Source organism: Novosphingobium sp. JCM 18896 (assembly GCF_025938095.1).
GTDB lineage: Bacteria > Pseudomonadota > Alphaproteobacteria > Sphingomonadales > Sphingomonadaceae > Novosphingobium.
In genome coordinates this window covers 77,773-90,004 of record NZ_JAPCZF010000005.1, presented here as the reverse complement: position 1 = coordinate 90,004, position 12,232 = coordinate 77,773, and the positions used below count along the sequence as shown (strand labels likewise).

The following is a 12,232-nucleotide window of genomic DNA, read 5'->3' as shown; positions in this document are numbered from 1 at the left end:
TGCCCCTGCCCGGCTCACGCCGGTATTTGGTCGAATGGCACGCCTTTGTCCGGACGGTGGTCCTGCGGCAAGCCCAGAATCTTTTCGGCAATCGTGTTGAGCAGCATTTCGTCGGCCCCGCCGGCGATGCGCCCGGTGGGCGCGGCGAGCCACGAGGCGACCCAGTCGTCCTTGCTGCTCGCGAGCGGATCCCATGCGAGCCCGAGCTGGCCCATCAGATCGATCGCCAGTTCCGACAATTTCTGCCGGCTGCGCACCGACACGAGCTTGTTGAGCGAGCCCTCGGGGCCGGGCTCCATGCCCGCGGCCATCATCCGCATCGCCCGCGTGGTGATCGCCTCGAGCCCCATGCGCATCGCATGGCTGCGCGCGATCGCCGAGCGGATGCGCCCGTCTTGGATCGCCGGGCGACCGTTGACCTCGCTGGCCTTGGCCAGTTCGACGAAGGTCGCCGTGGTCGGGCCGAAGCCCGCGGGATCGGAGGCCGAATAGCGCTCGATCATCAGGGTCGCCATCGCCGTGGCGAAACCGCCGCCGACAGGGCTCAACCGCTGGCCGTCGTCGAGCCGGACGTCGTCGAAGAACACCTCGTTGACGTGATCGTGCCCTGCCGCGGCCAGCTTGATCGGGCGGACGGTGACGCCCTGCGCCTTCATGTCGAGCCAGAAGAAGGTCAGGCCCTTGTGCTTGAGCGCCTTGGGATCGTTGCGCGCGATGATCACGCCGTAATCCGAATGCTGGGCAAATGTGGTCCAGAGCTTCTGGCCGTTGAGCTTCCAGCCGTTCCCTTCGGTCTCGACCTTGGTCCGCAGCCCGGCGAGGTCTGAGCCGCCCGAGGGTTCGGAGAACAGCTGGCACCAGATCTCGTCACCGCTGAGCGCTGCGATCGCGCGCTCGCGGGCCCAGGCACGATCCTGCGCGAAGCGGAGCACGATCGGCACCGAGATGCCCAGCGAGACACCGAAATAGGCGATCGGCATGCCGAAGCCCATTTCCTCCTGCTCGAACACCACCTTGTGCAAGGGTGTGAGTCCTTGGCCGCCGAGTTCGGGATCCCAGTGGATGCCGGCGAAACCCGCCGCGAACTTGGCGCGCTGATAGGCGCGGCCGGCGGCCAGATGCTCGGCTTCGGACAGGCCCTGCAGGGCATCGCGGCCGTAGGTCGGCGCGACCGATTGCAGCCAGGCACGCGCCTTTTGCCGATAGGCTTCGATCTCGCTCATGCGCCCGCTCCCGCGAGTTCGTCGACCAGCAGGTCTTCCCAGAACAGCATGTTGCCCTGCTCGATCGCCAGACTGCGCGCGCGGCGCATGTGGAGGTGGAGCCCGCCTTCCCAGGTCGTGCCGATACCCCCGTGGACCTGGACGGCATCGCGCGCGGCGGTGTCGTAGGCCTTGGTCGCACTCAGCCGCGCGGCGGCGGCGGCGGCGAGGAACCCCGGCTGGCCTTCGAGCGCCGCGGCATGGATCGCGTTGGCGCGGGCGATCTCGACCAGGCCGTAGAGCTCGGCCAGCCGGTGCTTGACCGACTGGAACGCGCCGATTGGCTGGCCGAAGGCCTTGCGCTCGTTGGCATAGTCGCGCGCGACGAACAGCAGCGCCTCGGCGCCACCGACCTGTTCGTGCGCGGTGACGACGGCCTGGCACGCGAGCAGGTCGAGCGCGGCGAAGCGCGCGGCCTCGCCGGACAGCAGCAAGGTCGCCGGCGCATCGACGAAGGCGAGATCGGCGAAGAGCCGGCCGTTATCGAAACTGTCGATCGGCTGGCGCGACACCGCGGCGAGTTCGGCCAGGACCAGCGCCGGTTCGCCGGCGTGCTCGGCCCAGACTACAGCAATGTCGGCGACAAGGCCCGCGGTCACGCCGGGCTTGTGCCCGTTCAACCGGCCATCGGCGAAAGTCACGGCCGGGGGCGCGGGCAGGATCGCATTGCCCTCGGCAAAAGCCACGGCGCCCACCACCTCGCCCGTGGCGAGCCGCGGCAGCCAGAGCGCCTGCAACTCCGCATCGGCGGCCTGCAGTGCGCGGACCACGCCGTAGTTGCTCGTCAGGAACGGCGCCCCCGCGGTCGCAGCGCCGCTCGCCTGGGCGACGAGGCCGAGTTCGATCAGGCCGAGCCCCAGCCCGCCCTGCGCCTCGGGCACGGCCAGGGCCGTCCAGCCCTGTTCGACCGCGGTGTCCCAGAAAGTCCGGTCCCAGGCGCCGGTCCGTTCGAGCAGGTCGAGCAACCGCGCCTTGTCGGCACGCGCATAGAGCACGCGACGGGATTCGCGCGCGATCGCTTCCTGCTGCTCGTCGTAGACTATCGACATCCCGCCTGCCCTCGCCGACCGTCCCCATCGGGATCATGCCGTGCCGGGCTAGGCCATGCGGCACACGGCATCAAGCGGGCTTGCCGCTGCGGTCTGTCTGCGGAGGTTGTCCTCCTTCTCTTGCGCTGCAATCCTGCCGCCCAACAACAAGGGAGAGAGACATGGAGATCGTCGCCGAGGGCCTGCGCTTTCCCGAAGGCCCCGCGGTCATGGCCGACGGCTCGGTCATCGTCGTCGAGATCCACGGCGAGCGCGTCACCCGCTGCTGGAACGGCCGCACCGAGACGATCTGCGAAGTACCCGGCGGCCCCAACGGCGCGGCGATCGGCCCCGACGGCGCGCTGTGGCTCTGCAACAACGGCGGCATCGGCAAGACCGGTCCGGGCAGCGAAGGCCGGATCGAACGCGTCGACCTGGCCACGGGCAAGCTCGAACGCGTGTTCGAAACCTGCGACGGCGTACCGCTCGAAGCACCCAACGACCTCGTGTTCTCGGCCGACGGGCGCTTGTGGTTCACCGACATGGGCACGCTCCACTTCGGCGAGCATGGGGTGAAGAGCAAGGCGTTCGGCGGGCTCTATTCGGGGCTGGCCGACGGCTCCTCGCTCACCGCGATCAAGCGCGGCACCCTGTCTTATAACGGCATCGGCCTCTCGCCCAACGGCGCGCACGTCTATTGCGCCGACACCTTCCAGGCGCGGCTGTTCCGCTACGACGCGCGCGTGGCAGCGCAGGAGCCGGTCTACGTCGCGACCGGCCTCGGCAACGTCGGCTTCGACTCGCTGGCGGTGACCGCGGCCGGCAACGTCTGCGTCGCGACGATCTTCTCGGGCGGGCTAACCACGATCACGCCCGACGGCCAGGTGTCGATGCTGGCGATCCCCGAAGACGTCAGCGTGACCAACATCGCCTTTGGCGGCGAGGACATGCGCGACGCTTATGTCACCTATTCGAACCGCGGCTGGCTAGTACGCCTGCGCTGGGACGAGCCGGGCCTGAAGCTCGCGTTCAACGCTTAGCCCCGCTCCTTCGCGATCACCGCGACGGTGAAGCGCGATATGCAGACCAGTTTGCCGGCTTCGTCCTCGATGCGGATAGACCAGACGTGGGTCGAACGGCCGAGCGCTTCGGGCCGCGCGGTGGCGTAGACCCAGCCGGAGAAGGCCGGGCGGATGTGGTTGGCGTTGATCTCCTGCCCGACCGCGACCGAGGTTTCGCCGTCGATGCACAGGTTGGCGGCGATCGAGGCGACGGTCTCGGCCAGTGCCACCGAGGCGCCGCCATGGAGCCGCCCGAACGGCTGGTGCGTGCGCTCGTCGACCGGCATGCGCATGCGCAACCAGTCGTCGCCGCAATCGACCACTTCCATGCCCAGATGCGCGTGCAGCCCGCGGCTGCGGACATGCTCGAGCCGATCGGCCGAAGGCCGTTCTCCGCCGAACCAGATCATGCGATGCCCGCCACCGGATGCGGTACGTAGGGTGCCTGCAAGGCCTCGACCTCCTCGGCCGAGAGTTCGACATCGAGCGCGGCGAGCGCATCGTCGAGATGGCGCATCTTCGAGACGCCGACGATCGGCGCGGTCACGTCGGGCTGGGCCAGGACCCAGGCCAGCGCCACCTGCGCCATCGGCACCCCGCGCGCGGTAGCGATCTTCTCGACCGCCGCGACGACCGCGCGGTCGCTCTCCTCGGTCTTGGAATAAAGGTTGGCCTGGATCTTGTCGCTCTGCGCGCGCGCCGTATCACCACCCCAGGGACGGGTCAGCACGCCGCGCGCAAGCGGGCTCCACGGGATCACGCCGATGCCCTGGTCGCGGCAGAGCGGCAGCATCTCGCGCTCTTCCTCGCGGTAGATCAGATTGACGTGGTTCTGCATCGACACGAAGCGCGCCCAGCCGCGGCGTTCCGAGATGTTGAGTGCCTTGAGGAACTGCCAGGCATGCATCGACGAGGCGCCGATATAGCGCGCCTTGCCCGCGCGGACGATGTCGTTCAGCGCCTCGAGCGTTTCCTCGATCGGCGTCTCGTCGTCCCAGCGGTGGATTTGGTAGAGATCGACATAGTCGGTGCCGAGCCGGCGCAGGCTATCGTCGATCGCCTGGAACAGCGCTTTGCGCGACAGACCTGACTGGTTCGGCCCCTTGCCCCAGCGGCCGTTGGCCTTGGTCGCGATGACGATCTCGTCGCGGCGGGCGAACTCCTTGAGCGCGCGCCCTGTCACTTCCTCGGACGAACCCGCGGCGTAGATGTTCGCGGTATCGAAGAAATTGATCCCGGCCTCGACCGCCCGGCGCAGCACCGGTCGACTCGCCTCCTCGTCGAGAATCCAGGGATGCCAGCCCTTCGACGGATCGCCGAAGCTCATGCAGCCGAGGCAGAGCCGCGAGACCTTGAGGCCAGTCTTTCCGAGGTTAACGTAATCCATGAGCTTGGGCATCCTATCGAACGAACGGCGTATATTTCTCAGAATTAGTCGGCACAAAATTCAATCGCTTGGCGATGAAACTTCACATTCATGCAAATCCTAAACCCCGCCCGCTGCTGCAGGTGTCGACCGGCGCGACGATTGCTCGGCTCGTCGCATACTAGGTCGGGAATAATGGCGTTGTTAACCACGATCCTTGTATTTCGGAAGACGTGGAACACGCAGCCGCCCGCGCGAGAGGAAACCGGAACTGGCTGAGCGCGATCGCGCTCGCCACGGTCTATTTCGCGCTCGCGGCCCTGACCTTGCGCTACACCCGTTTCAACGGCGGCGTCGCGCTGATCTGGATCGCCACCGCACCGCTGCTCGCCTATCTCGTCACCCGCCCCAAACGGCTCTGGCTGATCCCCGCGCTCGCCTGCGGCCTGGCCGGCGCCACCGCGACCATCATCTTCGGACTCGGCCCCAAGGCCGCCCTCCCCTTCGCGCTGATAAATGTCGGCGAAGCGATCGGCGGCGCGCTGATCCTGCGCCGGATGCTGCCCCGCTCCTATCGCTTCGAATCGCTGCGCGAGATCGGCATCTTCCTCGGCGTCGCGGGCCTGCTGATGCCCGCGGTCGCCGGCTTCTTCGCCGGCCTGACCGCCAATGCGGTCACCGGCCTGCCGATGCTGCGCAACTGGTTCGACTATTTCACCGGCCACGGCCTTGGCGCCATCGCCTTTACCCCGCTGGTCCTGCTCGCATCGAGCGGCGAAGTGCGCAACTGGACCGCCAAGGCGAACGCGCGCGAGCGGATCGAGGCGGCATCGCTGGTCGTGATCATGGGCGTGGTGACGCTCGGCGCATTCACCCAGAACGTCCTGCCGCTGCTGTTCCTGCCGATCCTGCCGATGATGATCGCGGTGTTCCGCATCGGCCGGCTCGGCGCGGCGCTGACGATCACCTTGCTGACCGTGATCGCGCTGATCTGCACGATCGAAGGCGCCGGCCCGATCAACCTGATCGCCGGCAGCAGCGGCATGCACGCGCAGTTCCTGCAGTTCTACCTGGCCTGCGCCGTGCTGATCGCCTGGCCCGCGGCGGCCGAGCTCAAGCACCGCAAGATCATCCATGGCCAGCTCCAGGCCGCCTCGGCGGTCGCGCGTCTGGTGGTCGACCGGACCGGCGACATCATCATCTATTTCGCGGTCGACGGGACGATGCAGTACATCTCGCCGGCGATCGAGATCATCGCCGGCTATGGTCCCGACGAACTGACCGGCAAGATGCCGCATTCGCTGATCCATCCGGCCGACATGGACGAAGCCATCCGCATCCACCGCCTGGCGCTGCAGCACCCCGACGACACCTTCATCGTCGAATACCGCGCGCGCAGCGCCGACGGATCCTATGCCTGGTACGAAGGCCACAGCCGCGCGACGGTCGACGAGGCCGGCCAGTCGAGCGGCGTGGTCAGCATCATCCACGGCGTTTCGGCGCGCAAGGATGCCGAGGACGCGCTGGTGCGCGAGACGCAGACCGATCCGCTGACCGGCGTGCTCAACCGCCGCGGCTTCGACGCCGCGCTGGCCGAGCGCTTCGCCGCGGGCAGCCCGGTCGCGCCGTTCACGATCGTGATGTTCGACCTCGACCACTTCAAGGCGATCAACGACACCTACGGGCACGAGACCGGCGATCTCGTCATCAAGGCCTTTGCCGAACACCTGCAGGGCATGCTGCGCAAGAACGACGCGGTCGCGCGCTTCGGCGGCGAAGAATTCGTCGCGATCCTCGACGGCGCGACGGCCCAGACCGCGCACGAGGTCTGCGAGCGGCTACGCGTCGGCTTCGCCCAGTTCCAGAGGCAGGCGGTCGATGGCCGCGCCTTCAGCGTCACGGTCAGCGGCGGCATCGCGGTCTACCGCGAGGGCATGGACGTGGCGCGGCTCCTCGCGGAAGCCGACGCGGCGCTCTATCGGGCAAAATCGGAAGGTCGCAACCGCCTGGCGCTGGCAGCCTGACCCCAGCCGGATACCACCGACTTCAGGTCAGCAGCACCTGCGCCGCGGGCGCCTGCTCGAGCGGCAGGTCGACGTGGAAGATCGTGCCGACACCCTCACGCGTGTTGACGTGGATCCGGCCGCCGTGGCGTTTGACGATGCCCTTGCAGATCGCGAGCCCCAGCCCCGCCCCGCCCTGCGCATCACGCGTCTCCTGCGCGAAGCGTGAGAACAGACGCTCGCGGAATTCTGCGGATATGCCGGGCCCGCGATCGATGACGCTGATCCGCATGCCCTCGGCCCCGGGCCTCAGCCTTACGCGCACGCGGCTCCCCTTGGGCGAGAACTTCGCGGCGTTGGACAGGAGGTTGTCCATGACCTGGAGCATGCGGCCGCGATCGAGCTCGGCCGAGATCGGCGCCGCGGGCACTTCGAGATCGATCTCCACCCCACGGCTCTGCGCGTAGATCTGGTTCTGCTCGATCGCGTCGCGGAGCATCGCGGTCACGTCGATCGGCTCGAAGCGAAATTCGAACATGCCGGCTTCGAGCTTGTCGATCTCCAGCAGGTCGTTGACGATGCGCGCGAGCCGATCGGCGTTCTTGCCCGCCACCTCGATCAGATGCTGGGCGCTCGGCTCGAGTTCTCCGCCCAGCCCGCCCTGGAGCAGGCCGAGCGCGCCGACGATCGCGGTCAGCGGCGTGCGCAGTTCGTGGCTGACCGTGGTGACGAGTTCGTCCTTGAAGCGCGCCGCCGCGCGTTCGGTCGTGACGTTGCGCAGCCGCATCAGGAAACAGCCGTCGTCGATCGGCATCCAGACGACTTCGACGATCGTGCCGTTGACCATCTCGCGCTCGCCCTGCGCCGGCTTGCGCGAGCGGATCATCGCCATGATCCCGTCCGCGAGCGTCGCGGGATCTCCGGGGCCATAGTCGCCGCGATCGGCCAGGGCGCGCAGCATCGGTAGCGCCGGTGCGCCCAGATGGATCAGTTCGCTCGGCATTTCGAGCAGTTCGGGAAAGACGTCGTTCCACAGGCAGACGCGATCGTCCGCGTCGAGCACCATGAAGCCCTCCTCGAGGTTATCGAGCAAGGCCCGCAGAAGCGGGGACAGATTGCGACCCTTTTCCAGGCAGTCGGATCCCTTCGACGCGCCAGGGCTCTAAGGCCCTGAAAATTTTTACGCCTCACACCGAAGATTGTCGATCCGCGCGCGCATCCAATTCGGAGGAATCACCGGACATATGGAACTTGAGTTCCGATTATGCTTGTTTGAGCGAATCCCGCGACAGACGGGACCAGAACCGACAGGATTGGGAACCAGGATGACCGACGACGCGCTGCACCGCCCGCTCTACACCGCGGATCTCCTCGTCAACGCGCTGAGCAGCGCGGCCGACCGGCCGATGCTCCACCTGCTCGGCGGCCCGACCCTGACCGCGGGCGAAGTGCGCGACGAGACCAGCCGCATGGTCCAGGCGCTCGCCAGCCTCGGCGTCGGCCGCGGCACGCACGTGGGGCTGATCTCGCCCAACCGCCCCGAAGTGCTCCACGTCAGCCACGCGGTGCAGATCCTCGCGGCAATCTACGTGCCGATGCATCCGCTCGCCGGGCTGGCCGACCATCTGCATGTGATCCGCGATTCGGGCGTCGAGCTGCTGGTGTTCGACGGCACCCGCTTCGCCGACCGTGCCGGCGAGATCGGTGCCGCCGTCCCGGACCTGAGGCTCATGGCCTTCGGCGAATGCGCGATCGCCGCGGACCTTTCGCAGCTCGCCGCCGGCTTCGCGCCGCAGCCGCTGGTGGCGCCGCGGGTAGAGCCCAGCGACGTCATGCGGCTCGGCTATTCGGGCGGGACCACGGGCAAGCCCAAGGCGATCCCCTCGATCCAGCGCGTCGGGGTTACGACCCTGCAGATCATGATGACCGACTGGGAATGGCCCGCCGAACCGCGGGTGCTCACCTGCACGCCGCTGAGCCACGCCGGCGCGGCGATGTTCCTGCCGACCCTGCTTCGCGGCGGAACGATGGTCGTCCAGCCGGGTTTCGAGCCCGTCGCTGTGATGGAGAACATCGAAAAGTACCGGATCAACTGCATGATGCTGGTGCCGACGATGATCTATGCCCTGCTCGACCATCCGCGCTTCGGCGAGTTCGACCTGTCGAGCCTCGAGACCGTGTTCTACGGCGCCTCGGCGATCGCGCCGGCGCGGCTCCGCGAGGCAATCGAGCGGATCGGCCCGGTGTTCCAGCAGTTCTACGGCCAGGCCGAGGCACCGATGGCGCTGACCATCCTGCGCAAGGCCGAGCACGACGTCACCGATCTGCGCCGGCTCGCGAGCTGCGGCCGGCCGACGCCCTGGGTCAACCTCGCGCTGCTCGATGCCGAGGGCCAGCCCGTCCCCGACGGCGAGCCCGGCGAGATCTGCGTGCGCGGGCCGCTGGTGATGGACGGCTATCGCGACAATCCCGAGCTCAACGCCGAGACCTTCCGCGACGGCTGGCTGCACACCGGTGACGTCGCCGTGCGCGATCCCGGCGGCTTCCTGCGCATCGTCGATCGCACCAAGGACATGATCGTGACCGGCGGCTTCAACGTCTATCCGCGCGAGATCGAGGACATCATCGGCGAGCATCCTGCCGTGGCGCAGGTCGCGGTGATCGGCGTGCCGCATCCGAAATGGGGCGAGGCGGTCAAGGCCTTCGTCGTGCTCAAACCGGGCACGCGTGCCGATCCGGCCGAGCTGACCGCGCCGGTGGCAGCGCGCAAGGGCTCGTTCCAGGCACCCAAGGCGGTCGAATTCGTCGAAACGATCCCGCAGACGCCGGTCGGCAAGCCCGACAAGAAGGCGCTGAGGGCGCTGGCGGTGCAAGGGTAGAGCCGTCACCGCTTCCAAATTCTCTCGTCGCCCCTGCGAAGGCAGGGGTCCAACCGGGCTCTCGCTCTGCAACGGAAGGCGCGGGAAGGCACGGTCAGTTAGGCCCCTGCCTTCGCAGGGGCGACGGGACAACAATAAAGCGAAGCCGTCAGCAAAGCCGTGAGCCCAGCGGCCACAGGCTCCTCCACACGCAAACCTTGCCCGCTTCCACCCACCTGCTAAGGCACCGATCGGATACATTTTGGGAGTCGTCATGATCCAGCTCGAACAGGCCCGCACCGTCATCGCCGCCGCCCGCGCACACGGGCGCGAGCACGGATTGAAGCCGCTGACCGTCGTCGTGCTCGACGCCGGCGGCCACCTCGTCGCGATGGAGCGCGAGGACGGTTCGGGATACGGTCGCCCGCAGATCGCCCAGGGCAAGGCCGCGGGTGCGCTCGCCATGGGCACGTCGAGCCGCGTGCTCGGCGACATGGCCGCGGACCGGCCGCAGTTCATCGCCGCGCTCTCGGTCGCCTGGGAAGGCAAGCTGATTCCCGCAGCCGGCGGCGTGCTGATCCGCGACGCGGCCGGCACCCTGCTCGGCGCGGTTGGCGTCAGCGGCGATCTGTCTGACAAGGATGAAGAAGCCGCCCAGGCCGGCATTCACGCGGCCGGGCTCGCCCAGGGCTGAGCGCAGCGCTTGATCCCCTCCCCGCCGCGTGATCATTCTCGCGGCGAGAGGGAGATGCCGCGATGAACGACAATTCGCCGGACCACGGCCTGCAGCTGACGTCGACGCTGGAGGCCGACGGCACCTTGCGGCTGGTCCTGGCCGAAGTGTCGGTCGACGCGCCGGCGGCCGACGAAGTGCTCGTCCGGCTCGAAGCGGTACCGATCAATCCCTCGGACCTGATGCCGCTGCTCGCCGGCGCCGATCCCGCAGCCGCGCATTTCGGCGGCAGCACCGCGGGGCCCGAAGTGACGATCACGCTCTCGCCCGAAGCCGCGCAGGCCTATGCCGGAAGGATGGGCGCGGCGCTGCAGCCTGGGCTCGCCGGAGCCGGCACGGTGATCGCGGCGGGTGCCGAGGCGAGCCACCTGCTCGGCCAGCGCGTCACCCTGCTATCGCTGCGCCGCGGGACCTTCGGCCAGTACGTCACCGTCTCGACCGCCGAATGCGCGGCTTTGCCCGAGAGCGTCTCGGCACGCGAAGGCGCCGACGCCTTCTGCAACCCGATGACCGCACTGGCCATCGCCGAGACCGTTCGGCTCGACGGCCACAAGGCGCTGGTCCACACGGCCGCCGCCTCCAACCTCGGACAGATGCTCGTGCGCATCTGTGCCGAGGACGGCATTCCGCTGGTCAACGTCGTGCGCCGCGCCGAACAGGCGCAGCTGCTACGCGAGCTCGGCGCCGAGCATGTCTGCAATTCGGCCGATCCCGACTTCGCCGAGCATCTCCGCGCCGCGATCGCCGCCACCGGCGCGACCGTCGCCTTCGACGCGATCGGCGGCGGCACCTCGCCGGGCCTGCTGCTCGCCGCGATGGAGGAGGTCGCCGCCGCGCAGATGGGCTTCTACAGCCCCTACGGCTCGCTGACGCTCAAGCAGGTCAACATCTACGGCCATCTCGATCGTTCGCCGACCGTGCTGCACAACGCGCGCTACGGCATGCTCTGGGACGTGCGCAACTGGGCGCTGCCGCGCACGCTGGGCCAGCTTCCGCCCGAACGCATTGCGGCGATGAACGCGCGCGTCCTGGCCGGGCTCAAGACGACCTTCGCCAGCCATTTCACCCGCGAGATCTCGCTGGCGCAGGTGCTCGATCGCGAGACGATGACCGCCTATGCCAAGCTGGCGACGGGCGAGAAGTTCGTGATCAATCCGACGCTTTAGCGGCGTCGGCCAAGCGCTCGTTGGCCATGATGCCGTCGATGACGAAATCGGCGATGGCATCGCGGATGTCCTCGTCCTTGGCCATGCCCGCGGGGAACAGCCAGTCCTTGAACATCAGGCTGGCGAGCACGGCGACGAAGGACACGCGCACCATCAGCTTGGGATCGACCGGCGCGCCCTCGCCCACGCGGTTGGTCATGACGCTGGCGCCCTGCTCGAAATAGGCGCGCAGGCCTTCCATGTCGCTGACCGGGTTGGTCGCCTCGGGCGAATAGGCCGAGGCGACGATCAGCGACATGAACATGCGCGAGTGCTGCTCGACGAAGTCCTGCAACTCGTTGATGTAGCGCCGCGCCATGCCGCGCATCGTCGTGTTGTCGCCGAGCGGCACCTGGTTGGCCTCGTGGAAGGCGACGAGATGGCGGTTGAGCGGCTTGAAGATCGCGGCGCGGAACAGCTCCTGCTTCGAGCCGTAGAACCGGAAGATCTGCGCCTCGGTCACTTCGGCGCGCCGTGCGATCGCCGCGGTCGTCGCGCCCGAATAGCCGGCGTTCTCGAACTCCTCGGCGGCGGCATCGAGAATGCGGTCGGCCACTTCCTCGGACGAACGGCGTTTGCGGCGCGGCTGCTCGGTCATCGCTGCGCTCTTGCCGCCTTGCGCCTTCGTCACCTGGTACTCCCCGTTGGCCAGAAGATCATCCCTAATGTTACATAGCTTTGCTGCCAAGTTCCGGCCGGGCAAACGCGTTGAAACT

11 protein-coding genes are annotated in these 12,232 nt (G+C 68.0%); 5 read left to right on the top strand and 6 right to left on the bottom strand.

Annotated features, from left to right (window positions below; genetic code table 11):
• Positions 1–14: 14 nt before the first annotated feature.
• Together OLX23_RS17705 and OLX23_RS17700 are read right to left on the bottom strand one after the other, a co-directional pair.
• Positions 15–1,223, bottom strand: coding sequence for an acyl-CoA dehydrogenase family protein (locus OLX23_RS17705; RefSeq protein WP_264446363.1), 1,209 nt, complete (start codon positions 1,221–1,223; stop codon positions 15–17).
• Positions 1,220–2,311: an acyl-CoA dehydrogenase family protein gene (locus OLX23_RS17700; protein WP_264446362.1), complete on the bottom strand. Its 1,092-nt coding sequence runs from the start codon at positions 2,309–2,311 to the stop codon at positions 1,220–1,222. The genes OLX23_RS17705 and OLX23_RS17700 overlap by 4 nt, the downstream gene beginning before the upstream one ends.
• Before the next feature lie 161 nt (positions 2,312–2,472).
• Between OLX23_RS17700 and OLX23_RS17695 the strand changes: the two genes are divergently transcribed.
• Entirely contained in the window at positions 2,473–3,330 is an 858-nt protein-coding gene (locus OLX23_RS17695; RefSeq protein ID WP_264446361.1) for an SMP-30/gluconolactonase/LRE family protein, read from the top strand.
• Here OLX23_RS17695 and OLX23_RS17690 read toward each other — a convergent pair.
• Positions 3,327–3,761: a hotdog fold thioesterase gene (locus OLX23_RS17690; RefSeq protein ID WP_264446360.1), complete on the bottom strand. Its 435-nt coding sequence runs from the start codon at positions 3,759–3,761 to the stop codon at positions 3,327–3,329. The genes OLX23_RS17695 and OLX23_RS17690 overlap by 4 nt on opposite strands.
• A complete protein-coding gene (locus tag OLX23_RS17685) occupies positions 3,758–4,738 on the bottom strand; it encodes an aldo/keto reductase (protein ID WP_264446359.1) in 981 nt (326 codons plus the stop codon). The genes OLX23_RS17690 and OLX23_RS17685 overlap by 4 nt, the downstream gene beginning before the upstream one ends.
• Before the next feature lie 212 nt (positions 4,739–4,950).
• Between OLX23_RS17685 and OLX23_RS17680 the strand changes: the two genes are divergently transcribed.
• Positions 4,951–6,741: a sensor domain-containing diguanylate cyclase gene (locus tag OLX23_RS17680; protein ID WP_264446358.1), complete on the top strand. Its 1,791-nt coding sequence runs from the start codon at positions 4,951–4,953 to the stop codon at positions 6,739–6,741.
• Positions 6,742–6,763: 22 nt separating this feature from the next.
• Here the strand turns inward: OLX23_RS17680 and OLX23_RS17675 are convergent, their stop codons facing one another.
• On the bottom strand, positions 6,764–7,813 hold the full coding sequence (locus OLX23_RS17675; protein WP_264446357.1) for a PAS domain-containing sensor histidine kinase: 1,050 nt from the start codon (positions 7,811–7,813) through the stop codon (positions 6,764–6,766).
• Positions 7,814–8,045: 232 nt separating this feature from the next.
• Between OLX23_RS17675 and OLX23_RS17670 the strand changes: the two genes are divergently transcribed.
• The 3 genes from OLX23_RS17670 to OLX23_RS17660 all read left to right on the top strand — a co-directional run bounded on the left by OLX23_RS17670 (position 8,046) and on the right by OLX23_RS17660 (position 11,477).
• Complete coding sequence (locus OLX23_RS17670) at positions 8,046–9,599, top strand: AMP-binding protein (RefSeq protein ID WP_264446356.1); 1,554 nt, start codon at positions 8,046–8,048, stop codon at positions 9,597–9,599.
• 253 nt (positions 9,600–9,852) lie between these two features.
• The gene (locus OLX23_RS17665; protein WP_264446355.1) at positions 9,853–10,272 is read left to right on the top strand and encodes a GlcG/HbpS family heme-binding protein; all 420 of its coding nucleotides are present in this window, start codon (positions 9,853–9,855) and stop codon (positions 10,270–10,272) included.
• A gap of 62 nt (positions 10,273–10,334) precedes the next feature.
• Positions 10,335–11,477: a zinc-binding dehydrogenase gene (locus OLX23_RS17660; RefSeq protein WP_264446354.1), complete on the top strand. Its 1,143-nt coding sequence runs from the start codon at positions 10,335–10,337 to the stop codon at positions 11,475–11,477.
• Here the strand turns inward: OLX23_RS17660 and OLX23_RS17655 are convergent.
• Positions 11,461–12,147 (bottom strand): TetR/AcrR family transcriptional regulator, encoded by a 687-nt coding sequence (locus OLX23_RS17655; RefSeq protein ID WP_264446353.1) that lies wholly within the window; start codon positions 12,145–12,147, stop codon positions 11,461–11,463. The genes OLX23_RS17660 and OLX23_RS17655 overlap by 17 nt on opposite strands.
• Positions 12,148–12,232 lie beyond the last annotated feature (85 nt).

Excerpts from the sequence above, each read along its gene's own strand:
- OLX23_RS17705 (WP_264446363.1), bottom strand. The coding sequence starts at position 1,223 with ATGAGCGAGATCGAAGCCTATCGGCAAAAGGCGCGTGCCTGGCTGCAA.
- OLX23_RS17700 (WP_264446362.1), bottom strand. The coding sequence starts at position 2,311 with ATGTCGATAGTCTACGACGAGCAGCAGGAAGCGATCGCGCGCGAATCC.
- OLX23_RS17695 (WP_264446361.1), top strand. The coding sequence starts at position 2,473 with ATGGAGATCGTCGCCGAGGGCCTGCGCTTTCCCGAAGGCCCCGCGGTC.
- OLX23_RS17690 (WP_264446360.1), bottom strand. The coding sequence starts at position 3,761 with ATGATCTGGTTCGGCGGAGAACGGCCTTCGGCCGATCGGCTCGAGCAT.
- OLX23_RS17685 (WP_264446359.1), bottom strand. The coding sequence starts at position 4,738 with ATGGATTACGTTAACCTCGGAAAGACTGGCCTCAAGGTCTCGCGGCTC.
- OLX23_RS17670 (WP_264446356.1), top strand. The coding sequence starts at position 8,046 with ATGACCGACGACGCGCTGCACCGCCCGCTCTACACCGCGGATCTCCTC.
- OLX23_RS17665 (WP_264446355.1), top strand. The coding sequence starts at position 9,853 with ATGATCCAGCTCGAACAGGCCCGCACCGTCATCGCCGCCGCCCGCGCA.
- OLX23_RS17660 (WP_264446354.1), top strand. The coding sequence starts at position 10,335 with ATGAACGACAATTCGCCGGACCACGGCCTGCAGCTGACGTCGACGCTG.